Source organism: Arenicella xantha, assembly GCF_003315245.1.
In the GTDB taxonomy this organism is placed as follows: domain Bacteria; phylum Pseudomonadota; class Gammaproteobacteria; order Arenicellales; family Arenicellaceae; genus Arenicella; species Arenicella xantha.
Genome location: NZ_QNRT01000004.1, coordinates 168,250 through 192,877, shown reverse-complemented (window position 1 = coordinate 192,877; position 24,628 = coordinate 168,250). Strand labels below are relative to the sequence as shown.

The following is a 24,628-nucleotide window of genomic DNA, read 5'->3' as shown; positions in this document are numbered from 1 at the left end:
CACGATACGGCATCACCATTAGAGAAAATTGCTTAATTTTTAATCAATTATTTTTAGTGTTATATATCAATAACTTACATAAACAAAGAAACCTGATCTGGTAACAATATTCACTAATCTGCAATATTTGACCCGAAACTACAGGATTGTGTACAACTCACTTACGTTCAGCACTTATCACCAAATCACCTTATTCAGCGAGAACCCTTAACAATGCAATCTGTCGGCCTATTTAAACGCTTCCTTGTCATGATTTATGACGGCCTGTTACTCTTTAGTCTAGTGTTTCTGTCTTCGGCATTATTAATGGCGTTGTATAAGTTTGTAATCGCTCCTGACGCGCTATTTGAGCTAGCAAGCACACAAGCAAGTAACCGGTCATTGACGGATTTAGGCAAGCTAATTGGCTTGATCATTGTCATCATCAACGCCATCACGCTTGGCTTATTTTACTATGGATGGTTCTGGACCCACGGCGGTCAAACGCCAGGAATGAAGGCTTGGAATTTATACTTAATCAAACCAAACGGTAAATTTGTTGATTGGCCGCTTGCTATTAAGCGCGGTTTATTCGCGATGGTTTCTTGGGGCGCTATCGGACTTGGCTTTACTTGGATTCTATTAAATCGAGAGAACCTAGCTTGGCACGACATACTCACCGACACCAAAATTATCCGGCACAAACCAAAGTCGAAATAGACCAAGGGCACTGACCGCAAAAGCATCGATAAATTGGTCGAGCGGCTAAGCTTTAGATTACCAACAAAGCCTGAAACTTAGCGGCTGCTCGACCGAGATTAGTGATGCGATACTATCCACTTGGCGATACTACGCGATCGATCCAGAACCTCGTCAGACAATTCGCCGTATCATATGAATACTCAACGCGCAGACCAGCATGGTCGGAAGAGCCGCCCCCAACATCGGTGGAATACTAAATAGCGTAACAAAGTAGCTGAAGGCTTGGTTCAGGATAAAAAACGCCAAACCAATCATAATTCCAGAAAACAAGCTACGGCCAAGGTTACCACTACGAGATTCTTTAAATACAAAAGGCACGGCTAAAATCAACATTACCAAGGTGGCAAATGGCGTCACAATTTTGGACCAAAATGTCAGCTCGTAACTAGATGTATCTTGCTTATTCGACTTTAGGTGAGCAATGTAGTTTTTGAGTTGCCAAATAGAAAGCTGGTCAGCTTTGGTTTGGAACACACGTAAAATTTCAGGCTCGACCACAGTACTCCAGTACGCCGCGGTAACTTCGTCCGCCGCCGAACTCTCGTCATTAATCATCGTGCGCCGTAAACCTTTCAGAACCCAACGCTGGTTGTCTTCACTGTATTCGCCTTGTTTAGCAGTCGAGAGAAAGCGCAAATAATTCTGATTATCGAACTCAAATATTTTGATGTTCAATAACGTTAAATCAGGCAATACCTCGCCAATATTGACGTAGGTATTGTCATCTCGCATCCAAACCCCAAAATTACCTTTGCGCCCGCCTTTATTTTGAATCGACTCCGCTTTGACTTCGAGCGCCCGCGTCTCTGTATAAGGCGACACAACCTCGCCCATGATCATGGCGACGACAGCCAATAAAATACCGACTTTGACTACTGAAAAGACGATGCGCTGAATTGAAATGCCCGCCGCTCGCATTACGACTAACTCTGAGTCTCGCGCGAGCGTCGACAAACCCAAAATAGAGCCAATCAAGGCGGCCATCGGAAAGACTTCATATAAGGTCTTCGGAATGCTCAGGATAACGTGTTGCAGAACTTGCATAATCCCGTAGCTACCTCGATCCAAATCACCTAGCTCATCAATAAAGCTCACGAAGGTAAATAGACCAAGCAGCACCACAATCGTAACCATGATGTAGCGCAACAAAATCTTGCCGATGTAAAGATCAAGAATCCTCATACTAGGCCACCTTCGCTTGACGCGGTCGAAAACGTATCTGAGGAATCAGCGGCAAATTGTAGTTACGCCTATATAAGCAGTAACATGCCAACAAAAAGTAGGCTGCGTGAACTGACCAAATCGGCAGCCCTGTGGTGGCCTCACCTTTCTTCACCAGCGCGACCGTGTAACCCAGCAGGTTGGTATACGTGAGATACACCAAGAAAGCCAATATCAATCCGGTCGACTTTCCTCTACGCGAGTCAACATGACTCAAAGCCAGTGCGAAAATAGCCAGCACTGGCAGAGTAAATATTTTAGCGACTCGCCAATACCACTCACTACGCAACTTCGGATCGTCGGCATCCATCAACTCACTATTGGGTCGAGAGCGCACAGGAAGATACAACTTGGTTTGATTCTTCGGCTCAATGCGTAAGGCATATTTCTCGAAATCAACCACGCGATAATCGGGCGAGCCCGGCACACCTTCATAACGAGAGCCGTTAATAAGCACTAAAAACTGGTCTTGCGTCTTTTCATCTTCCGTGCGATATGCGGTTTTTGCAACCACCACGCCTTCTCGCTCAAACGATGCGCGATAAGCGAATACGTTCTCATAGTTACCAGTCTTGCGGTTGTAGTCTTCAATAAAATAAACCCCATTCCCGTCTTTAGCTTCAACGAAGCGGCCCGTAACAACACCAGAGACTTCACTACTCTGACGAAACTCTTGCTCGAGCTTGTAACCTTGCGCTAACGACAACGGCGTTAGATAGAAGGAAAAAAACGCAACTAGCCCGCCCAGCATAATAATCAACACACCGAGCGGCTTCAAAAAATGAAATAATCCCAATCCTGCGCTAGCCAGTACCGCCATCTCTTGATCTGAGTACCAACGGTTTAATACCATAATCAGTGCTATGTAAAACATCAGCGGCAGCATGACATCCAAATAGGACACCATTTTCAACACCACTAGACTCAATACTCCGCCAACAGGAATGATTCCTTCCGCCGCTTGACTAAGGAATCCCATAACCCGCATTACGAGAAAAATACTGATAATTACAAACGTAACGGCCAGCGCTGTACGCAATACCTCGGTGATAAAGGATTTGTCGATAATCATAATTTAGTGATAATCATTAGTAGGTATTAGGCGGACTACTCGGCTACGACTCATTTCAGGCTATAATCGGGAAAAGCGCCACATTGTAACAAGCAATCCATACAAAATGGCGAAAGACTAAACATTAAGATAGGGAATACTCGTGAAAATTTTATTCAAGTCCGCAAAAAATCTTCAACAGAAAACTGACTGCTTAGTAGTGGCACTAAAACCTCTCAAGAAAATTGCATCGCAAAACAGCGAATTAAATGCTGCTACCGACGGCGCTTTAGACCGTTTACAGTCAAGCAAACAGTTTGCTGCCGCTCAAGGAGAGATAGTCAGCCTAATGGTGCCATCTGGCCTAGCCGCGAACCATGTATTAATGCTGGGTACCGGCACCGAAAAGAACCTATCGACCGAAACAGTTCGCGAGATACTCGAGTCGGTTGCCAGCAAATTAAAAGCACTCAAAGTGAATAGCGCGACATTTGACCTAGACGCATTGGTCGCCAAAAGCGATATCGAAACAGTTAGTCGCCATTTAATCGAAGCGCTTGGCGATATCGAGTACCAATATGTGATGCAGCCTAAATCTGCGCGTGGCCCAAAACCCAACGCCGAATTTAAAGCGACCCTGTGGTGTGAAGACAAAAAACTACTCGGCTTAGCAAAGAAGTCTGCGGCCATCGGCTTGGCGATCCATAACGGTAAAACGCTCGCCAAGGATCTCGGTAATATGCCAGGGAACGTCTGTACCCCGACCTACCTGGCCAGCCAAGCTCGACAACTCGGTCGATCGCATGGTCTGAAAGTCAAAATCTTGTCGGAAAAACAGATGGAAGAGCTGGGTATGGGCTCATTGCTGTCGGTAAGCAAAGGCAGCCGTGAACCGGCTAAGTTAATCATCATGGAATACAAAGGCGCTAAAAGCAGCAAAGCCGCGCCGCACGTGTTAGTAGGCAAAGGTCTAACCTTTGATGCCGGCGGTATATCACTCAAACCGTCGCCCAAAATGGACGAGATGAAATATGATATGTGCGGTGCAGCCAGCGTGTTTGGCGCTATTCAAGCGGCCGCCGAAATGGAACTGCCCATCAACGTTGTTGGCATTATCCCAAGCTCTGAAAACCTGCCAGACGGTATAGCTAATAAGCCAGGCGACGTGGTCACCAGTATGTCAGGCCAAACTATTGAAATTTTAAACACCGATGCCGAAGGTCGATTAATATTATGCGACGCACTAACCTATGCCGAACGCTATAAACCAGCATCTGTGATCGACATCGCCACACTGACCGGCGCCGTCATCGTCGCGCTAGGGCATCAAACAGCCGGAGTCCTCGGCAATAATCAAGAGATGATCGACGAAGTGCTTCAAGCTGGCGAAACCAGCCTTGATTTCGCCTGGCAACTACCGATTAAAGAGACCTATAAAAAGCAGCTCAAAAGTGATTTTGCCGATCTTGCCAACATTGGTGGGCCATCTGCAGGAACCATTACAGCTGCGTGTTTTCTGTCTTATTTCACTGAGAATTTTCGCTGGACTCATCTCGACATCGCAGGCACAGCATGGGGCGGTTCAGCAGGTAAGCGAGCAACGGGTCGCGCGGTGCCCATTTTAACTCAATACCTTATCGACCGCTGCTAGAGCATTGGATACGAGCATGAAGCAGGTTGATTTTTATCTGATTTCGAATCACGTTAATCAAGCCAAGTTTAAACTGGCTGGTCGTTTAGCCAACAAGCTGCAACGCTTGGATAAACGCGCGCTGATTGTGACTGAGTCCAGTGCCGATACCGCCGCACTGGATTCAATTCTATGGTCGTTTTCAGATACCAGCTTCGTTGCTCACGACAAACTTGAAGAAGCAAAGCCGTTGTCGGCAGTCCATATCGGAGGTCAAAATGACGTGACTCCGACAGTGCTCGAACGGCAGTACGATGTATTAATCAACGTCGGCACCACAATCCCGCTATTTAGCCATCACTTTGCTCGAATAGCCGAGATTGTGGATGCTGACGACGATGCAAAACAAGCCGCCAGAGCACGATATAAACGCTACCAGTCGGAAGGATTCGAGCTAAAAACGCATACAATCGAACTATAATTTCTGACACGACAAGCTCGATCACCACACAATCAAGCTAAACCCACCGGCAATGACCAATTGCAGCTGAATCTAACTCTGCAAGAACGTATAATTGGTCGTTTGAACGAATAATTTAACCCACATAATCAACACCATGACCAACGCGCTCGACAATCAGTATCAGCCAGCCAATATAGAACAGGCAATTTATAAACGCTGGGAAGCAAATAATAATTTTGCAGCGCGTGACTCAGACTCGGCCTACTGCATTATGATTCCCCCGCCGAATGTCACCGGTAGCTTACATATGGGGCACGCGTTTCAAGACACGATCATGGACCTGCTAACGCGCTACCATCGCATGAAAGGCGATCAAACGCTGTGGCAAGTCGGTACCGATCACGCTGGTATCGCGACGCAAATGGTGGTGGAACGCCAACTAGCGGCCGACAATATTTCGCGCCACGACCTTGGCCGTGAAAAATTTATCGAGAAAATTTGGGAATGGAAGGCTGAGTCGGGCGGCACAATTACCGGTCAACTGCGACGCATGGGCGCGGCTATCGATTGGACTCGTGAACGCTTCACGATGGACGATGGACTCTCCGACGCGGTCCAAGAAGTCTTCGTTAAATTGTATGAAGAAGACCTTATTTACCGAGGCAAACGCTTAGTCAATTGGGACCCAGTATTGCACACAGCGGTTTCTGATCTCGAGGTCGAATCAGCGGAAGAAAATGGCCACCTTTGGCATCTTCGCTATCCGCTAAGTGACGACCCAAGTAGTTACTTAATTGTCGCAACAACTCGGCCTGAGACCATGCTTGGTGATAGCGCCGTCGCGGTGCATCCTGATGACGAACGTTACCAACACTTAGTCGGCAAGACCATTGACTTGCCCTTAACTGATCGGAAAATTCCGATCATCGCGGATGATTACGTCGACCCTGAGTTCGGCTCGGGTTGCGTAAAGATTACCCCAGCTCATGACTTCAACGATTATGAAGTCGGCAAGCGACACGACTTAGCAAAGATAAACATATTAGATGATAATGCCGCAATTTCTCTGCCCGACTCACCGTACCACGGGCTCGATCGCTACGTCGCGCGCAAACAAATAATCGCTGATTTCGAGAGCGCTGGCCTGCTAGAAAAGATTGACGATCACAAACTAATGGTGCCTCGAGGAGACCGCTCGAATGCGGTTATTGAACCGTATTTGACAGACCAATGGTATGTCAAAGTTGAACCTTTGGCTAAACAAGCCATTAAAGTCGTGGAAGACGGCGATATTAAGTTCGTGCCGGAAAACTGGCAAAACACCTACTTTGAATGGATGCGCAACATTGAAGACTGGTGTATTTCTCGTCAAATCTGGTGGGGCCACCGAATTCCAGCGTGGTATGACCAAGATGGCAATATATTTGTAGCACGATCACTTGAAGAGGCTCAACAAAAAGCCGGAGCCGACGCCGTATTACGTCAAGAAGAAGACGTTCTCGACACTTGGTTCTCATCCGCCTTGTGGCCATTTTCAACTCTAGGTTGGCCACAACAAACACCAGAACTTGCCAAATACTATCCAACCAACGTGTTGGTCACCGGCTTCGATATCATTTTCTTCTGGGTTGCTCGAATGATCATGTTCGGCCTTAAATTCACTGGCCAAGTGCCTTTTAAAGAGGTCTACATTCACGGCTTAGTGCGTGACCAAGAAGGTCAAAAAATGTCTAAGTCTAAAGGCAATGTATTAGACCCTATTGATTTGATCGACGGCATCAGTTTAGAAGCGCTGATAGAAAAACGTACGCGTGGTTTAATGCAACCCAAGATGGCCGCCAAGATTGAAAAGTCGACGCGCAAACAATTCCCAGACGGCATTGAGTCCTACGGCACCGATGCACTGCGTTTTACCTTTGCAAGTCAGGCCACACTAGGAAGAGATATCCGCTTTGACTTAGCTCGAGTAGAAGGCTACCGGAATTTTTGTAATAAACTTTGGAACGCCTCACGTTATGTGTTGATGAACACACAAGAGCATGATTGCGGGCAAACCAATGATACGGTGGAACTTAGCTTAGCTGATCGCTGGATAGTTTCTCGCTTACAACAAGTTGAGCAAGAGGTAATCGATAAACTTGAAAGTTATCGCTTCGACCAAGTTGCTCAAGTGCTTTATCGCTTTGTATGGGACGAGTACTGCAGCTGGTACGTCGAACTCACCAAGATCGTATTAAACGATGAGAATGCCACACCAAAACAGTTACGCGGCACACGACGCACCTTGGTGCGCGTACTCGAAACCACATTGCGCTTGATTCATCCAATCATGCCGTTTATTAGCGAGGAAATTTGGCAGCACGTTAAACCACTAGCAGCGGTAGACGGTGATACCATAATGGACTGCAAGTTTCCGGTACCTAACCCAGAGAAAATTGAACAAAGTGCAGTTGACGAAATGCATTGGGTTCAGTCCATCATTACCGGGGTACGCAATATCCGCGGTGAAATGAATATTAGCCCAAGCAAATTGCTGCCAATTTTGTTAGAAGGTGCAGATCAACAAACGCAGCACTACCTTCAAGCAAATCTAGCGTACTTAACCAAGTTTGGTCGCTTCGAATCAATCACCATTCTCTCGGAAGGCGAAAGCGCACCAGAGTCAGCAACCGCGCTAGTCGGTGACACTCGAGTATTGATTCCGCTTGGTTCTTTTATTGATGCCAGTGCTGAAATCGCGCGCTTAAGTAAAGACCTCGAAAAAGCGGAGCGTGATATCGCTGGCGTTAGTGGTCGCCTAAGCAATGCAGCGTTTGTCGACAAAGCGCCGGAAGATGTCATTAGTAAAGCGAAGAAACAATTGTCTGATGCTGAATCGGCAAAACGATTGTTATTGGAGCAGATTGAACGAATGAAGCAGTTTTTGGAGGCCGACGCTTAAGCCAGCTACACACTGTTGTATCCTCGTCATTATTAATTGACAAGTGCACGACTAAACACGACACTCGAACTATGAACTTCAAAACAGACATGATCGGCTTGCGTATCGGCTTTGCGCCGTGCCTCTACGTAAAGAACTTCGTTGGAATCAACTTGGTTACCGCGTGTATTCGTGTCCGCTCACACCCGAGTGCGTTTTGAAGTAGTTCGAATCTCGACTAAATCAAAACCGCACATCCTTTGGATCTGCGGTTTTTTTTTGCCTATTAGCGATAACCAAAGCCCGATACAACACACCATGAACGTTGAAAAACTCGCCGTCCCGTTAGCTGTTATTACCGTAATCGTAGTTTGGAGTACAACACCGCTCGCTATCCAATGGAGCTCAGGCGGAGCGCCGATGACTAGCGCCCTATTACGCGTAATAATTGGCGTGACCGTGTGTGCCGCTGCGATTATGGCGTTGCGCCAAGGCCTACCAATGAATAAGGCCGCACTAAGAATTTATGCAGTCGGCAGTATTTCCGCTTTTTTGGCAATGAGCCTATTTTACGCAGCGGCGCAACTCATTCCATCTGGTTGGATTGCGGTGCTGTTCGGCGTTTCGCCCCTAATGACTGGTGCGCTTTCAGCATTAGTCGAGCCAGAAACCCGCTTAACCCCGAGTCGGATTGCTGGGCTGCTACTTGGCATTGGCGGACTCTATTTGGTTTTTTCAGCAGGATTAAAGCTCGAGGAAGCGTCTTTTTCGGGCGTAGTTCTAAGCTTGCTCGCTACCTTAGTCAGCTCGGTAACATCGGTTGTCAGCCGGCAACTTGTGAAAGACCAACCGTTGTCCGGCATGCAAATCACCACAGGCAATTTACTATTTGCAATGCCGTTATTTTTGATCGCCGCGCTAATTGTAGAGCCCAGCCCTAATATTGACACATCAACTCGAGCCATTAGTAGCCTTATCTATCTAGGCCTCATCGGCACTGGGTTGGGCTATACACTGTATTACTTTCTATTAAAGCGCGTCACGGCAAACCGAATATCACTGATAGCCTTAATTACGCCGATCACCGGCCTATGCCTGAGTAGCTGGCTCAACCAAGAGCCGCTGGTCACTGAGGTATGGATAGGCGCCGCCTTGGTCTGTGTCGGACTCTCGCTGTATGAGTTCAAACCTCGGCTCGGATTGCGTACACTGTAGCCCATGACTAGTCCGCGCCCAAGCTTACTTATCATCGCTCACACGCCATCGCCGAATACCATTTTGTTGGCGGAATCAATGCTGGACGGCGCGCGGCGAGCCACCGCAGTCGATACGCAACTTTTGTCACCGTTCGATTGTGATGCTGAGCACGTGCTAAAAACTGATGCACTGGTGCTTTTTACCACTGAAAATTTTGGCTATATGAGCGGTGCACTCAAAGATTTTTTCGAGCGCGTATACTATCCATGTTTAGAAAACCCAACACGTAACGAAGCCAAGCCATACGCCCTAGTGATTCGCGCCGGACTTGACGGTAGCGGTACCAACCGCTCCGTGCATTCGATAATTAAGGGATTAAAGTGGCGGGAGGTTCAACCCACGCTAATTTGTAAAGGCGAGCATCAACGCCAGTTCATTGAGCAATGCCAAACTATTGGCGAGACGATGGCGGTTAGTTTAGACGCTGGCTTACTGTAACTCTTGCAACACCAAATCATTAAAATTTCAGACTCGTACTATGACCGACCAAACAAATAACAACATCGAAGCAGCGGTATTTCGTCGCTTATTGGATCATTTAGATAACCATAAAGAAGTGCAAAATATTGAGCTCATGAACCTTGCTGATTTTTGCCGCAATTGCTTAGCTAAATGGTATGTGGCTAGCGCAGCAGAGCAAGGCCAGACAATCGACTATGAGCAAGCGCGCGAAATTATTTACCGCATGCCCTATTCCGAATGGAAAGAAAAATATCAAACCGCCGCCACAGCAGAACAACTAGCGGCTATGCAAGCCAAGCAGACAGCTAAAAAGCACGCTGACACATAATCAACGGCAACGAATTACCAGCGATTTCAGGCCCACATAGCAAGAAACTGACACCTCGCATAAAAAAGGCCCACAACAATTACACCGTTGTGGGCCTTTGATCTCGCGGCGATTACACAAGCTAATCGCTTAAGCTGTTCCCTGACTAACTAAGCAAGTGCTCAATTGCCGCTCGCTCTTGGCGCAACTCATCTTCAGTAGCGTCCATTCTGGAACGACTAAACTCACTGATTTCTAAGCCTTGAACAATTGTATATTTGCCATCCTTACAGGTAACCGGATACGAATACATAATGCCAGGCTCGATATCGTAGCTGCCGTCACTCGGGATCGCCATGCTAACCCAGTCGCCGTCGGCTGTGCCTAATGCCCAAGTTCGCATATGATCGGTCGCTGCCGCTGCCGCTGACGCTGCGCTAGAAGCACCACGAGCCTTAATAATGGCCGCACCGCGTTCTTGCACCGTTGGAATAAAGTTTTCTTCCAACCACGCCTGGTCAACCATGGCCGCTGCGGCTTCACCTTTGACGGTTGCATTGGAGATATCAGGGTACTGAGTATTCGAGTGGTTACCCCAAATCGTCATACGCTTAATGTCTGTAGTGTGTGAACCGGTTTTTTCCGCTAACTGACTAAGTGCACGATTGTGGTCTAAGCGTGTCATTGCCGTAAATTGTCCCGCATCAAGATCCGGTGCATTTGACGCAGCAATAAGCGCATTAGTGTTCGCCGGATTGCCAACTACTAGCACTTTAATGTCACGACTCGCCACCTTGTTGATAGCCTTGCCTTGAGTCGAGAAGATGGCCGCATTCGCTTCCAACAAATCTTTACGCTCCATACCTGGGCCACGTGGACGTGCTCCAACCAATAAGGCGTAATCGGTATCTTTAAACGCTACTTCTGGGTCATCAGAGATCACCACATCGTGGAGTAACGGAAATGCGCAGTCATTCAATTCCATGACAACGCCTTCGAGTGCTCCCATCGCTGGTGTAATTTCAAGCAGTTGAAGAATAACGGGTTGATCCGGGCCAAGCATTGAACCGGAGGCAATACGAAAAAGTAATGCGTAGCTGATCTGGCCAGCGGCACCAGTAACGGTAACGCGAACTGGTTGTTTCATGATGTTTCCTCTCATCTTGTAGAAGGGTTTTGCAATCGCGTGCAGTTTACTAAAAATGCAGCTTACTGGCTATGTTCGTGACCATTTGAATACAAATACTGAGTATAAATAGCCCGCTCGACATAAAACTAATCATCAACACTTTAGCCTTTGGTGCAATTGCTATGCGGCTTTAAAGTGATTAATATGGTGTAACAATAATAAACAGCAGTACTCGATACTACTTCGTGAGCACTTGGACGCGCTCGAATCCGCGCCCTCAGACACTCCTACTGTCTCGCTCAATCGACGTAGCGCTGCTAATAACCCTACAAAAAAACTCGGTATGGATAACTCTCGGTTTAGCACCTTGGTGTACCGTATTATCGGTAAACCAGAACGGTGGCATGAAGACTATATAGACATCATGCATCAAGTCCTCGATGAAACGGAATCGTTTGACGACCCAGCCAACTTCTCTGAGTTAGAGATAGGCGATCAAATACTAAGGCGACTCAGTGACACCAATGAAGCGTTAGTCGCGTTTGGCACCTTGCTAGATAAAAGCCGCTTTAAAATGATCATTTTAGATAACGACTTTGTTCCGATCTATTTCAATCAAAATGCCGAAGACCTCCACACCCAAGTATTGAGCAGTGTGCAGCCCGGAAAACTCGACCTTCATGTATTGAACCTCGCCCAAAATGCCGCAGAGCAGAACATTCGAAATTACAAAGTGGGCAACCGTAGCAATTTGACTTCACTGGAAAATTTGCACTGCAATGGTGACCAAGTCTACTTGCGTTCGATCCACAACCAGACTTCGCCAGACGCCGAACCGATTCGCTTCTATCTACTGCTGGTACTTGACCAGTCACGCAATGACAAACAGTTGAACCCCGACTTTATCAAACAGCATGAACTGACCGACAAAGAGCAAATGGTGTTGGTCAAGCTGATGCACGGTAAGACAATTAAAGAAATAGCCTGTGAATCCTTTATTTCAGAAAATACCGTAAAAACGCATCTAAAGTCTTTGTACCGTAAAACCTACACTAAATCACAAGCCGATATCGTGCGACTGGTACTAACCCATGAGTCACAAATCCTAGACTCCTATTTTGGCACCGGTGGCGGTCTATTTATGCCCGATAGCGAGAAAACCAAAGATAGGTTTCTGAACTTAGCCAGCGGTTACCAAGTAGCTTATCGTGATTACGGCCCGGCCGATGGCGATGTTGTCATCATGCTTCACAACGGTTACGGCTGCAGAGTCACCATCCCGCTAGGCTATGAGGAGATTCTAGTCAAACTCAACAAACGAGTAATCATTCCCGATCGACCTGGCTATGGACGCAGCGAATACATCAAAAATCATCCCAAAGGCTGGGAAGCTCTAATCAACGAGTTTATCGACGCCCTAGATATTAAACAATATGACCTACTAGGTTCCGTATTTGGCTCGGTGATGGCTCTGTGTTTCGCAACTCAAGCTGATCACCGCCTTAAACAGATCAGGCTATGTTCACCGGTGTTCGTCAATCAGCAATCGGATACACAGTTTTTAACCGGCATTTTGTCCCCAACCTCGCGACTAGTACGCGCATCAAAACGCTTTGCCAAAGAGATCTACCAACTTTGGCTCAAAAGCATCGCAATGAATTTAGATGTCCATTATCGGAGCATGTTGGAATCCAGTATTGGCTCAGCCGAACGCGAGCTATTTCAAAAGAATCAAACATTAGATTTGATGATAGAAGGATTTCGAGAAGGCAGCAGCCAAAGTCTGGAGGGCATTTCAAGCGAGATGGTATATTGCCTGTCGCCGAGAAAGATAGATTTATCGAGCATTACCGTGCCAGTAACCATGTGGTGGGGAACCGAAGACATTCGAGTGTCTCAAGACGGCGTTGAACACTTAGCCAAACAACTGCCCAATGTCGAGCTAAGGATTCTTGAAGGCTACAGCGAGCATCTCTACTACGCGCTATTTGAAGAAATCCTAACAGATTGACCTAATAATCTAGGTTTGTGATCTTGCAAGCCTAGACTTCAAACTTTGAAGTAAGCTGCCATTAAATATCTGCTACTTACGCTGAGCGAACCACTCGGTAACGCCTTTAAAAGGGGCGCGCGTCTTTACGCAACCGAATAAACGGAGTGAATGTAAGTGTTCAAGCTTGTTAAAGCTCAATTTTACTGACTTTGTCATAGAACACTTTTTTCTTAATCTGATAGATCTCTTTGGTGAATTGACTGGAGAGCGCCTTTTTCAATTCATTCAGTTCTTTTACTAACTCAGGCTTTTTACTCATTATATTTTTGAAATGCAAATGAGTATCAATCTGCTCATGCCCTAAAGGCAATACATGCAAATGTGTTTTGGGGTTTTCTCTTCCCGAGAAATAATGCCTTCCAGCAATTCCGTACTCGCCTTTATAAGTTAGACCTAGGCTCTTAAAGGGTTCTATAAAAGTATGGCCTAAACTAAAGTCACTAATAACACCAAGTATATCAATACAATTTTTTGCATATAACCCTTGAATAGAGGTGCTTCCAATATGGTGAAGTTCAATTTCAATATCAGCCACTTCTAAAAGTTTTTTAGATGTTATTTCAAACTCATTTTTCCATAAAGGGTCATGTGGGAATATGTACATAGCTCGAAGTAGCTCTAACAGTTTTATGATCCGACATTATGCTGGGATATTTAAATATTCGCACACCCTGTATGAATCTGTTTAGAGGATGCCGAATGGCTGAAACGAGTATGTCAGAGCTCCTTATTTGGCGCAAACAAGCCCTTAGCGCCGACTACTCCTAAACAAATACGTTGGGATACCGTTCGGTTTCATCAGATTGCGGCTTTGCGGCAAGCTGTACCGCGCCTTGAGAAGCACTTACCCCTCACAGATCTCGGTTCTCTCTATCTGCGCCCTTTAAAATCGCCGATCAAAGCAACACAGCCTTAATAGCCTGACTATTTCTTACGTTTTACTGACAGCACATTAGGCAGTTGGTCAAGTTTAGCTAATAGCTTGCTCATCGCTTCAAGACTCGTTACCTCGACATCTACCTCCATATTCACCGACGCATCCTTGGGTTCGGTACGCGTACTCATCTGCAATACGTTCACTCGCTCATCCGCAAACACGGTCGATACATCTTTGAGTAAGCCTTTGCGATCAAACGCATTAATCAACACGGTCATTGGGTAAGTCCGTTCGCTTGACTGCCCCCAATTCACTTCAACAACTCGCTCACCGGCCGTATGTTGTTGATAAAGAATGTTTGGACATGTTTCACGATGAATAGTAATACCCGTGCCACGAGTGACAAAGCCAAGCACCTTGTCTCCAGGTACTGGCTGGCAACATTGTGCCAGATGCGTCATCAAGCCGCTCACGCCTTCAATGGTTAGATTGTCCGGTCGGACATCATCATTAGCCGCGCGTGAGGCACCTTTAAAACTAATTTCTAACTGGTCGTCAGCTTCATCCGCCTCAGGCTTTAGAATACGTTGCGCCACCACTGCCGCGCGACCGGGCTTGATCGAGCCGTCGACCAATTTGAAAAACATTTCATCCGTGTCCTCTACGCCGAGTTGCTTTGCCAACAAATCAAATTTAACGTCGCTCAGATTCATGCGATCCAACTCGCGCTCTAGCAACGACCGTCCATGCGCAATCGTGGCATCACGGTTTTCGTGTCGAAACCAGTGCTGAATACGAGCTCGGGCACGGCGACTGCGCACATAGCCTTTGTGATTGTCTAACCAATCGAGGCTAGGTCCGCCCGTTTTAGCGGTAATAATACTGACCTGCTGGCCAGTGAGGAGCTTATGCGTGAGAGGCACCATTTTTCCATTAACTTTTGCGCCACGGCAACGATGCCCTACTTCAGTGTGAATGGCGTAGGCAAAATCGATAGGTGTGCTGCCATAGGCCAAGTCAACGACTTTGCCCTTTGGGCTAAACACGTAGACTCGGTCTTCAAATACTTCGTCTTTAACGCGGTCAACAAATTCGCTGGCATCCGCTACTTCATCTTTCCATTCGAGTAATTGACGGAGCCACAATATCTTGTTGTTAACCGCTTGGTCGTTATCGCGGCGACCCTCTTTGTAACGCCAGTGCGCGGCAATGCCAAGCTCATTGTACTCATGCATCTCGTGAGTACGTATCTGAACCTCGACCACTTTACCGGTTGGGCCAATTACCGCGGTGTGGATGGAACGATAATTATTCTCTTTAGGGGTTGCGATGTAGTCATCGAACTCACCCGAAATATACTTCCAATTAGTGTGAATACAGCCAAGTGCCGCATAGCAATCTTGTACCGAGTTTACTAGTACACGTACAGCCCGCACATCAAACAACTGTTCAAACTCAAGCCCCTTCTTTTGCATCTTGCTCCAGATGCTGTAGATATGTTTGGCGCGGCCACGAATTTCGGCCTCCACACCATCAATCTCTAGGGCGGATTCAAGATCACTGATGAAGCGGTTAATAAACCCTTCGCGGTCAACCCGTCGTTCAGCCAGTTTGTGCGCAATGCTCTTATATATTTCTGGCTCAATATATCGAAACGATAGGTCTTCGAGTTCCCATTTTATCTGCCACACACCTAGTCGGTTGGCTAATGGGGAAAAGATCTCCAAGGTTTCAGTTGCAATACGCTTCTGTTTTTCAGCACGCATTGACTCCAAGGTGCGCATATTGTGTAAACGGTCGCACAACTTAATTAACACAACACGAACATCATCCACCATCGCCAGCATCATTTTACGAAGGCTCTCGGCTTTAGCGTCTTGATTATTGCGGCCAAGATTAGCTTGATCTGACAGCTCTTGAATTACTTCCATTTTAGTAACGCCGTCAACCAAGTTAGCGACATCAACACCAAACAGCTTACTAAGATCGTCAAGTTCGACAGCGGTGTCTTCAACCGTATCATGCAATAACGCGGCGATCACTACATCCGAATCCAACCCCAGTTCGTGGACAATCGCTGCCACCGCAAAAGTATGATTGACGTAGTCCTCGCCTGAAGCACGTTTTTGCCCGGTATGCGCCTTAATTGCAAAATGCGCCGCCTCCTCAATTCGAGATACACACTCTGGCGTACGACCATCCGCAATACCTTTCAGCCATTCGGGGACGTGGCTGGCGGGTAATTCCATTTCGGAAAGCGATCTTAAAGCGGCTTGAACCATGAACTAAACGGGCTACCGAACCCAAAACTAAGCAAACATTGCTATTCAGTAATACTAGCGAGTGTGCGCATTGGTGGCACTAATTTCAAGTAAAACTCCTTGGAATTTTAAAGGTTTACCTCACTATTGGCCCAAATTATCACCAAATAGCGCATCTCGCATCATATTTGCCTTGTCTTCGAGCTCTTGGCGCTCTGCATCAAGCTCAGAATCTATTACTAAGCCACCGCCCGCGGCAAACCGAGCAACCCCATCTTTAACCACGATCGTGCGGATTGCGATGTTAGTTTCTAAGCTGCCGTCACCGCCGATAAAACCAATGGACCCGCAGTACAAACCTCGCCGTACCGGTTCGAGCTCTTCGATAATCTGCATTGCTCTAATTTTTGGTGCACCGGTAATAGATCCGCCCGGAAAACAATGACGAAGTAGATCTAACGAATGCAATCCATGTTTAAGCCGACCGGTTACCCGACTGATTAAATGATGCACATTAGCAAAGCTGTGCAAAGCAAATAATTCAGGCACAGCCACGCTACCAAGTTCGCAACAACGACTTAGATCATTGCGCATTAAATCCACAATCATCACGTTTTCAGCACGATCCTTGGCACTACTTAATAATTCCGCCGCAACATCAGCATCACGCTTTGGGTCACTCACAACTCGCGGGCGAGTACCCTTTATCGGGCTGGTGGTGACCTGTTGCTTATGACACTGAATAAAACTCTCCGGCGAGTTAGACAGTATCTGCGCAAACGGAAGGTTTAAATACGCACCATAGGGCGCAGGACTCTTCGCCCGAAGGTAGCGATAGGTCAACCAAGCACGACCCGACACCTTGGCAGAAAACTGATTGGTTAAATTGACTTGGTAGCAATCTCCATCAATTGTGTACTGGCGAACTTTATCGAACGCTGCTTGGTACTCGCTTGAAGCCAGGCTCTCGGCCGGATCGGTACACTGCAAGCCCCCACAGACACTCGGATGCAATTCGCTACCTGAACGCGCAGGCAACCCGCTGCTTGACACCATGGAGTGTGCCTCAATCAGCTCGCCCCATGTTTCAACTAGTTCAGCATTGGCTTGCTCGTCGCCCCATTCGACCAACACGCTGCGCCGCTTAGCGTGATCAACTACCAACAACACGTCGTATACACCAACCGCCATGGGAGGGAGTTGCTCATCATTACTTGCACTTGATGGAAGTGGTTCAAAGTGACGCGCCAAATCGTAAGAAAAATAACCCATTCCACCGGGCACATATGGCACCAACGGGCATTCAGGTGGCGTAATATCGGGCAAGTATTGCTGCAAAACACGCAACGGGTCACCGGCTAAAGTTTGTTCTTGATCACCTTTTACGTGCTGGGTTACCCCACCATTAAACACGAAGGTTTGACTAGGCCGGATTGCCAACACATCATAACCCCACGACAAACTGGAGCTAGACTTGCCGTCAATAAAACCAGAATCCAGCAGCATCGCCCAAGGCTCATCTGCCACGCCGTCAAACAGCGTGGCTGAATCGATATAAGGATACTCGGTATAGCGCAACGTCACTGTTTTAGGTCGACTCGAGCAGTAACTCGCGCAGCACTGAGGTGGCAAACTGACCACGCTGTAACACAAACTCCAAACGCAAACAGTCATCGTCAAATGACCACGTTAAGTCATGCACTCTCGAGCGAAGCGCACGCCGTTGGTAATCCAAACCCAGCCGACACAAACCATCGATATACGCGTTGTATGGTGCTAGCCATTCGGCCTCCATGGCCTGCAAGCTCGGGCATTCAGCCATTGCCTTGTCAGCATCGCGCCCCACCAACGGGGCGGTTGGATGGATGTCCAGCTGCGTCAATCGCCCCAATTCATCAGGCTCACCACTGGCTAAAAAAGTACTATTAGTACCATCTAAGTTGGCTGGCTCGCCAAGATAAAGCTCATTCCAAGTACCTAGCCGAATACGCTGTGACACAACCTGATTAAACAACCATGAACGAGCGGATGACAAAACAATACTTTTGAGATTGCGATTTTTAATTGGTCGCCGCTCAACTAACAATGAATTGGCGAGCCTAAGATTGTTAAAGTCGCGCCCAAAGCGCTGCACACCAAAGTAATTCGGAACTCCGGTTTCTTTGATATTGCTCAACGTGGATATCAGTTGCTCACGATCAGCGACGAGATCCCGCACGGTAATAATAAAACGGTTAGCTTGATGGGTTCCACGCTTCAATTTACGCGAATGACGACTGACCTCGAGTAATTCGACGCCAAACATATCAAAACCACTCCAATCTGGCCCGGCACTCTTGGGCAGCCAAACACTAAACCATTGGGTTGTGACGGCCTGAAAATCTTTAAGACCAGAATATCCGACATCTCTTAAAGCCACGCTCGCAAAGCGCGCAAGGCCTTTTGCTACTTGCTCAGTATTTTGTCGTTCTTTTCGCACCTTCAACCAAATGTGCTCACCTTCACCAGTTGGTGTATGTGCCATTTGTTCGTCGACTTGAAAGTCGGTCGGGCAAGATTTAATTACGCCGACAGCCTGTGGCGGCTCACTGGCGTACGCCAGCTGCGAAAATGCCGCGGACCAATCAGTCAACTCGGTTGCTTGACTCAGGACTGATTTAGTCGTCATACAGATAAACGTCATATAGAAAGTGAATCGCCGCTTGTAATTTGGGCCTAGGGGCTCATATTATAAACAATAACCCACCTCAGGAGACAAAAATGGAATCTTGGTTCTATATAGCCGGCGCGGTATTCTTATTACTGTTTTTAAAATCCATGGCAGTCGTGGTGCCACAAGGCTTTGAGTACACGGTTGAGCGTTTTGGAAGATATACCCAAACCCTCAGACCAGGACTCCGCATCATTATTCCACTGGTCGATAAGATTGGTAGAAAGCAAAACATGATGGAGCAAGTGCTGGATGTCATGTCACAAGAAGTTATCACCAAAGACAACGCCGTGGTGCGTGTCGACGGTGTCGTGTTTTTTCAAGTCATAGACGCAGCCAAAGCCTCCTATGAGGTAAATAAGCTTGAGCTAGCGATTCTCAACTTAACCATGACCAACATACGAACCGTGCTGGGCTCTATGGACCTCGATGAGTCGCTGTCTAAGCGCGACAATATTAACTCGGCATTGCTGCACGTTGTTGACGAAGCAACCACGCCTTGGGGCGTTAAGGTCACGCGCATCGAGATCAAAGATATTGCGCCACCGCAGGATTTAGTCGATGCGATGGCTCGACAAATGAAGGCTGAACGCGAAAAACGAGCCGCGATTCTAGAGTCCGAAGGCTTCAAACAATCTGAAATTTTACGGGCAGAAGGTCAAAAAACAGCGGCAGTCCTCGAAGCCGAAGGCCGCAAGGAAGCCGCTTTTCGCGATGCCGAAGCGCGCGAACGTGAAGCGCAAGCCGAGGCGCAAGCAACTAAAATGGTGTCGACTGCTATCAGTGAAGGTAGCATTCAAGCGGTAAACTACTTCGTTGCGCAAGAATATATTCAAGCGCTAACCAAAATGGCCAGCGCAGATAATCAGAAAGTAATCTTCATGCCACTCGAAGCCTCGAGTGTTATTGGTTCGATTGGCGGCATATCTGAACTTGCCAAAGAAGCATTCGACAAGAAATCTTAAGGCCGAATAATGGACGAACAATTTTACAACCCCTCATTTTGGCACTGGTTAGCCCTAGCCTGCGTGTTTTTTGGATTAGAATTATTCGCTCCTGGCGCGTTCTTTTTATGGCTTGGAATTGCCGCAACGGCCTCCGCTGCCCTGAAGTTTTTCGTACCTGAGCTAGCGTGGGGAATACAGTATTTGCTGTTTGGTATATTTAGTGTCTTATCGCTGGTCGCTTGGAAGAAATTCGTACGCAATGACGAAGATTCAACTACCGATCAACCTCAGCTAAATCGCCGCAATCATGGCTATAAGGGCCGAGTTTTAGTGCTATCGGAACCGATCGTCAACGGTTTTGGTAAAGTCCGCGTTGACGATAGCCAATGGAAAGTAGCCGGTGACGATGCCGCTGTTGGCACCAAGGTCAAAGTCGTCGACGTCAACGGTAGCATTCTGCACGTAGAAGCGGTTTAAGCCATACCGAGTTCGCTACGCCACATGCTTTGACAGTGTAGGACTCGTCACTCAAGTTGAGCTATACTCTGCACGCTTTTTGGAGCGCAACCGACCCCACATAAACCCGATTCCAACCACAATCCAGAACCATGAAATATCAGCTTGGTAAAGTAAACCCCGTCTTTATTCTCGTCGCATTACTCGCAATTGGCATCGGCGTCTATATCCAACTAGGTAGCCAATCGGCACCACCACAACCTGAATTTAAAAAATTAATTCTATTACCAACGCCTAGAGACTTAGCCCCAGTTACATTTACTGATCACCGCGGTGACACGGTTAACGTAGACCAATTCCAAGGCCACTGGAGCATCATTTTTTTCGGTTTCACGCACTGCCCCGATGTCTGCCCAACCACCATGCAAACGCTTAAGCAAGTGAAGCAGCGTGTATCTGAGGCCGGTTTTTGGTCAAACAATAAAGTGATCATGGTAACGGTCGATCCTGAGCGCGATAGTGTCGAACGACTTGCCAATTATGTGCCATTTTTCGATAACGAATTTGTCGGACTGCGAGCCAATGTCAGTGATACCACCGAGTTCGCGAAGCAAGTCGGCGTCTTGTTTTTTAAAGACAAAGCGGCCGACAATGGTGCCTATGATGTCGACCATAGCGCGGCGCTAATACTGATTAACCCGCAAGGCCAGTACGCCGGCGTGATTACCGCGCCACACAAAGCTGATGAAATCACCGCCGACTTAATTGATCTTGCTAAGTATCAAGGCATCAACCAAGCAACATCAAACACCAGCACGACTCAAGCGACTAGCGCCCTAACCGAAAATACAACACCTTCAAATACAAGCGCCCTGCTATTTTCCGACGCGTGGATTCGACCTGCGCCGCCAACCGCGACTAGCATGGCGGCCTATTTTATCGTGCAAAACACATCGACGAAAACCATTAGTTTAACCGCTGTCAGCAGTCCAGACTTTGCCATGAGCATGATGCATGAATCAATTATGCAAAACGATGTAATGAGCATGGAACATCTAGCCACACTTGAGTTAGCGCCCGGCGAATCAGCTAGTTTTGAACCAATGGGTAAGCACGTCATGCTAATGAAACCGAAAAAAAGCTTGCTCGAAGGCCAATCTACCAAGATCGTTTTTAGCACTGCAGATGGACAGCAAATCACCGTCGACGTGCCGATCAAACAACCAAAGCAGTAGTCCGGCATGACATTGAAATTTGAAATTATTCCAGTCACACCATTTGCACAAAACTGCAGCGTCGTCTGGTGCAGTGATACCCGCTTAGCGGCAGTGATTGATCCCGGCGGCGAAATCGAAAGAATTCGAGGTGTGTTAGGCAAATTGGAGCTGGAGCTCGATAAAATTCTGATTACGCATGCCCATTTAGATCACGCGGGCGGTACTGCTGAATTAGCGCGCGCCACTGGAGTCCCAATTATTGGCCCACATAAGGCCGATCAGTTCTGGATTGATTTACTACCCGAACAGTGCCAACGCTTTGGCTTTGACGGCGAGACGTTTACTCCCGACCAATGGCTGGAACATGGCGATCAAGTAGCATTGGGCAACTTGACGTTTAACGTCGCCCATTGCCCCGGACACACACCGGGGCACGTGGTTTTTGTGGAGCAATCGCAGCATTTTGCGGCAGTTGGCGATGTATTATTCCAAGGTTCGATCGGGCGCTCTGATTTTCCCCAAGGTAATCAACAACAACTGATCGATTCAATTCGAAATCGTTTATTTCCGCTCGGCGATGATATTCAATTTATCCCAGGGCATGGTCCGATGTCCAACTTTGGACACGAGCGCCGAACCAACCCTTTTGTTGCCGATCAACGATTTGGCTAACAGCCCGGCCTAGATATCCCAATACATCGCATCTTCAAGCTGTTGGTCGGCTTGTTGCAATGCACTGTTGGTACGACTCAGAATAATCAAGTTACCTCCGCGCACTGGTTTTACGCGAGTAATCATGCCCTCATATCCAGTGTCGAGTAATTGACCGACTGAATCACCTTTAATGTAGGCAAACGTCACCTGGCCATCCGGCGTATCCAAAGTAGCATGCAGTCCACGATATTGCCCCATCGGACATATCCGAGTGAATTGCAGGTTACTCAAATACTTCAATTTCATATCGCTATCGTAGCTCGCCAATAGCGTTTTGGCATCGCGGTTAGCGATGGCTGCATCTACCACTGGAGTCATTGGCTGCTCACGCATATGCTCTACCACGCCAGCCAATAGAGACTGATAGTCACTGTCAATCTGTTGATTCAGTCCAAATTGATTGCTCGCTATAAAACCTGCCACAAAGACCGCTATGGCTAAACTAGCGGCAATCGAATAGCCGCGAAACTTACCTGCAAATCGGAACGACGATGAATTTTCATCCTCCTCTGCTTCGTTCGCTAGCTCTTGATTGAGCTTCAGACGGGCCATCAAATCGCTTGGCACTTTTACTTCTAAGCTGTCCGCCAAGTCAGCGTCCATCTGCTTGACTCCGCCAACGTATTTTAGGCAGTCAGGACACGCATGACTATGCGACACAAATTCGTGCGCTTGGTTGTGCGGGTCGGATAACGCTAACCTCTTAAATTCTAAACAATTCATGCTCTATAAATCTTCTGTTAATTTGTTCACTAGGACGGTAATAATCATGTAACTAACTTAGTCGCCCACTACTCCCAATTGAGGCACCGACTCGTGCCCTAAAACTTGGCGCATTTTTTTACGCGCTCGGAACAATCTTGTCATCACGGCACTCGAGCTTATTTCGAGAATGGTGGCTATTTCATCACATGAAAATCCACCTAACACCTGCATCTCTAGCGGTTCACGATAATCATCGGGCAGGCGCTTTAACGCATTACGTAGCGCAAATGCTTCGGGGCGATCGTCGTAACCCTTTTGAGCATCAGCGATGGTATCCATTTCTTCCACGTCGTTATACTTAAATTGTTTGCGTTCAAATTGACGCGCATGCTCACGACGAAATATCGTAAACAGCCAGCCCTTAGCGGCTTTGGCTTCACGCAAATTATCGAGTGACTTCCAAGCGCGTAAAAACGCTTCTTGCATCACATCTTCAGCCATATTCTTATCTTTACAGAGCCACAGTGCGTACTTGTACAAATCCTGCGAATGGGCTTCGATCAGTAAGGCGTATTTTCGGTTTTTATCCATCATGTCGTAATTGACCTGATCATCAGCCGATTCATTACTAATTTCAGTCATTTGTTTCACTTATCCCTAAAAAATCTAAAACCGCGCGCAATACCAATTTAGGCTGCTCCGCGTGCAGCCAATGTCCGGCGTTGGGAATCCCCACAAACTGCGCCGTTGAGAAATGCGCACGAATAAGTTCATGATGCTGAACTTGCACATAATCCGACGACTCACCATAAATAAACACTGTCTCTAGCTGACCAACGTCGCCAGTTAAAGAAGCCTCCGGAAAACCGACTATTTGCGGCATATATTCTAATAATGCTGATAAATTTAAGCGCCATCGATACTCCGTAGGAGACCCAACTAAACTTTGCAACAGAAACAACCTCGTTGCGGTATCCGGTATTGCTGGCTTCAATATTTTATCGGCTTCTGCGCGCGAAGCTAAAGTACTCAAGTCGATCGCCAACATCGCCTCTAGATACGCCGCGTGGCTATGCGGGTAAGTGATCGGTGCAATATCCAACACGGCTAGCTTAGCAACGCGTTTTGGGTATTGATGGCTAAACAGCATAGCGACTTTGCCGCCCATACTGTGCCCGCACAGAATTACCTTGTCGAATGAGTGTTGATCGATAAATTCAAGCAAGTCGTCAACCATATCTTGATAGGTGTGCGACGGAGCATGCGGCGAGCGACCATGGTTACGCTGGTCTATGACCACCACAGGGTAATAAGCTCCGAGTGCTTGCGCGAAGCCACGCCAATTGCTGGTGGAGCCAAATAAACCGGGAATAATGATGACCGGTGGGGTCTGAGCTGCGAATTGCCCGATGTCGGACGGATAGGATTGAGAATACAGATGCATAGCCACAGTGTAACAAGTTATTTTGTGCGATGCGCCCCCTGCTAGCCTCGGTTTTTCGATACA

At 47.4% G+C, this 24,628-nt stretch carries 23 protein-coding genes; 13 read left to right on the top strand and 10 right to left on the bottom strand.

Going from position 1 to position 24,628, the window contains the following annotated elements:
- The first annotated feature begins 213 nt into the window (after positions 1-213).
- Positions 214-699: an RDD family protein gene (locus tag DFR28_RS14515; protein WP_113955101.1), complete on the top strand. Its 486-nt coding sequence runs from the start codon at positions 214-216 to the stop codon at positions 697-699.
- Between the two features lie 153 nt (positions 700-852).
- Here DFR28_RS14515 and lptG read toward each other — a convergent pair whose 3' ends face one another.
- Together lptG and lptF are read right to left on the bottom strand one after the other, a co-directional pair.
- A complete protein-coding gene (gene lptG, locus DFR28_RS14510) occupies positions 853-1,923 on the bottom strand; it encodes an LPS export ABC transporter permease LptG (protein WP_113955100.1) in 1,071 nt (356 codons plus the stop codon).
- Between the two features lies 1 nt (position 1,924).
- Positions 1,925-3,034 (bottom strand): LPS export ABC transporter permease LptF, encoded by a 1,110-nt coding sequence (gene lptF, locus DFR28_RS14505; protein ID WP_113955099.1) that lies wholly within the window; start codon positions 3,032-3,034, stop codon positions 1,925-1,927.
- Between the two features lie 142 nt (positions 3,035-3,176).
- Between lptF and DFR28_RS14500 the strand changes: the two genes are divergently transcribed.
- From DFR28_RS14500 to DFR28_RS14475, 7 genes are all read left to right on the top strand, one after another.
- Positions 3,177-4,664 (top strand): leucyl aminopeptidase, encoded by a 1,488-nt coding sequence (locus tag DFR28_RS14500; RefSeq protein ID WP_113955098.1) that lies wholly within the window; start codon positions 3,177-3,179, stop codon positions 4,662-4,664.
- A 16-nt stretch (positions 4,665-4,680) separates the two neighbouring features.
- On the top strand, positions 4,681-5,124 hold the full coding sequence (locus tag DFR28_RS14495; RefSeq protein ID WP_113955097.1) for a DNA polymerase III subunit chi: 444 nt from the start codon (positions 4,681-4,683) through the stop codon (positions 5,122-5,124).
- Between the two features lie 136 nt (positions 5,125-5,260).
- Positions 5,261-8,047 (top strand): valine--tRNA ligase, encoded by a 2,787-nt coding sequence (locus tag DFR28_RS14490; RefSeq protein WP_113955096.1) that lies wholly within the window; start codon positions 5,261-5,263, stop codon positions 8,045-8,047.
- 71 nt (positions 8,048-8,118) lie between these two features.
- Positions 8,119-8,247: a hypothetical protein gene (locus tag DFR28_RS20015; RefSeq protein WP_281268393.1), complete on the top strand. Its 129-nt coding sequence runs from the start codon at positions 8,119-8,121 to the stop codon at positions 8,245-8,247.
- A 97-nt stretch (positions 8,248-8,344) separates the two neighbouring features.
- Positions 8,345-9,241 carry a DMT family transporter gene (locus DFR28_RS14485; RefSeq protein WP_113955095.1) on the top strand — a complete coding sequence of 299 codons (897 nt, stop codon included), beginning with the start codon at positions 8,345-8,347 and terminating at the stop codon, positions 9,239-9,241.
- Positions 9,242-9,244: 3 nt separating this feature from the next.
- Complete coding sequence (locus tag DFR28_RS14480; RefSeq protein ID WP_113955094.1) at positions 9,245-9,721, top strand: flavodoxin family protein; 477 nt, start codon at positions 9,245-9,247, stop codon at positions 9,719-9,721.
- A 40-nt stretch (positions 9,722-9,761) separates the two neighbouring features.
- Positions 9,762-10,073 carry a DUF1244 domain-containing protein gene (locus DFR28_RS14475; RefSeq protein ID WP_113955093.1) on the top strand — a complete coding sequence of 104 codons (312 nt, stop codon included), beginning with the start codon at positions 9,762-9,764 and terminating at the stop codon, positions 10,071-10,073.
- Between the two features lie 145 nt (positions 10,074-10,218).
- On the opposite strand, the gene DFR28_RS14470 is transcribed toward DFR28_RS14475, so the two are convergent.
- The gene (locus DFR28_RS14470) at positions 10,219-11,199 is read right to left on the bottom strand and encodes a malate dehydrogenase (protein ID WP_113955092.1); all 981 of its coding nucleotides are present in this window, start codon (positions 11,197-11,199) and stop codon (positions 10,219-10,221) included.
- A 325-nt stretch (positions 11,200-11,524) separates the two neighbouring features.
- On the opposite strand from DFR28_RS14470, the gene DFR28_RS14465 reads away from it, so the two are divergent.
- On the top strand, positions 11,525-13,192 hold the full coding sequence (locus DFR28_RS14465; RefSeq protein WP_113955091.1) for a bifunctional helix-turn-helix transcriptional regulator/alpha/beta hydrolase: 1,668 nt from the start codon (positions 11,525-11,527) through the stop codon (positions 13,190-13,192).
- A gap of 169 nt (positions 13,193-13,361) precedes the next feature.
- Here the strand turns inward: DFR28_RS14465 and DFR28_RS14460 are convergent, their stop codons facing one another.
- From DFR28_RS14460 to truD, 4 genes are all read right to left on the bottom strand, one after another.
- Positions 13,362-13,838 (bottom strand): GrpB family protein, encoded by a 477-nt coding sequence (locus tag DFR28_RS14460; RefSeq protein ID WP_113955090.1) that lies wholly within the window; start codon positions 13,836-13,838, stop codon positions 13,362-13,364.
- A 320-nt stretch (positions 13,839-14,158) separates the two neighbouring features.
- Positions 14,159-16,360: a GTP diphosphokinase gene (relA, locus tag DFR28_RS14455; protein ID WP_170132115.1), complete on the bottom strand. Its 2,202-nt coding sequence runs from the start codon at positions 16,358-16,360 to the stop codon at positions 14,159-14,161.
- A 156-nt stretch (positions 16,361-16,516) separates the two neighbouring features.
- The gene (pabB, locus tag DFR28_RS14450) at positions 16,517-18,046 is read right to left on the bottom strand and encodes an aminodeoxychorismate synthase component I (RefSeq protein WP_113955088.1); all 1,530 of its coding nucleotides are present in this window, start codon (positions 18,044-18,046) and stop codon (positions 16,517-16,519) included.
- Positions 17,961-19,040 carry a tRNA pseudouridine(13) synthase TruD gene (truD, locus tag DFR28_RS14445; RefSeq protein WP_170132114.1) on the bottom strand — a complete coding sequence of 360 codons (1,080 nt, stop codon included), beginning with the start codon at positions 19,038-19,040 and terminating at the stop codon, positions 17,961-17,963. The genes pabB and truD overlap by 86 nt, the downstream gene beginning before the upstream one ends.
- Before the next feature lie 149 nt (positions 19,041-19,189).
- Here truD and DFR28_RS14440 point away from each other — a divergent pair, with 149 nt between their 5' ends.
- The 4 genes from DFR28_RS14440 to DFR28_RS14425 all read left to right on the top strand — a co-directional run bounded on the left by DFR28_RS14440 (position 19,190) and on the right by DFR28_RS14425 (position 22,374).
- On the top strand, positions 19,190-20,047 hold the full coding sequence (locus DFR28_RS14440; protein WP_211317014.1) for an SPFH domain-containing protein: 858 nt from the start codon (positions 19,190-19,192) through the stop codon (positions 20,045-20,047).
- 9 nt (positions 20,048-20,056) lie between these two features.
- Positions 20,057-20,506 carry an NfeD family protein gene (locus tag DFR28_RS14435; RefSeq protein ID WP_113955085.1) on the top strand — a complete coding sequence of 150 codons (450 nt, stop codon included), beginning with the start codon at positions 20,057-20,059 and terminating at the stop codon, positions 20,504-20,506.
- A 131-nt stretch (positions 20,507-20,637) separates the two neighbouring features.
- Positions 20,638-21,720 carry an SCO family protein gene (locus DFR28_RS14430; protein WP_113955084.1) on the top strand — a complete coding sequence of 361 codons (1,083 nt, stop codon included), beginning with the start codon at positions 20,638-20,640 and terminating at the stop codon, positions 21,718-21,720.
- Positions 21,721-21,726: 6 nt separating this feature from the next.
- Positions 21,727-22,374, top strand: a complete 648-nt coding sequence (locus tag DFR28_RS14425) for an MBL fold metallo-hydrolase (protein WP_113955083.1) — start codon at positions 21,727-21,729, stop codon at positions 22,372-22,374.
- A gap of 9 nt (positions 22,375-22,383) precedes the next feature.
- Here DFR28_RS14425 and DFR28_RS14420 read toward each other — a convergent pair whose 3' ends face one another.
- Genes DFR28_RS14420 through DFR28_RS14410 form a run of 3 tightly spaced genes read right to left on the bottom strand, consistent with a single transcriptional unit; the run spans position 22,384 to position 24,565 of the window.
- Positions 22,384-23,139: a DUF3379 family protein gene (locus DFR28_RS14420; RefSeq protein ID WP_113955082.1), complete on the bottom strand. Its 756-nt coding sequence runs from the start codon at positions 23,137-23,139 to the stop codon at positions 22,384-22,386.
- A 57-nt stretch (positions 23,140-23,196) separates the two neighbouring features.
- Positions 23,197-23,763 (bottom strand): sigma-70 family RNA polymerase sigma factor, encoded by a 567-nt coding sequence (locus DFR28_RS14415; protein WP_113955081.1) that lies wholly within the window; start codon positions 23,761-23,763, stop codon positions 23,197-23,199.
- Positions 23,756-24,565 carry an alpha/beta fold hydrolase gene (locus DFR28_RS14410; RefSeq protein ID WP_113955080.1) on the bottom strand — a complete coding sequence of 270 codons (810 nt, stop codon included), beginning with the start codon at positions 24,563-24,565 and terminating at the stop codon, positions 23,756-23,758. Before DFR28_RS14410 ends, DFR28_RS14415 begins: the two co-directional genes overlap by 8 nt.
- Positions 24,566-24,628 lie beyond the last annotated feature (63 nt).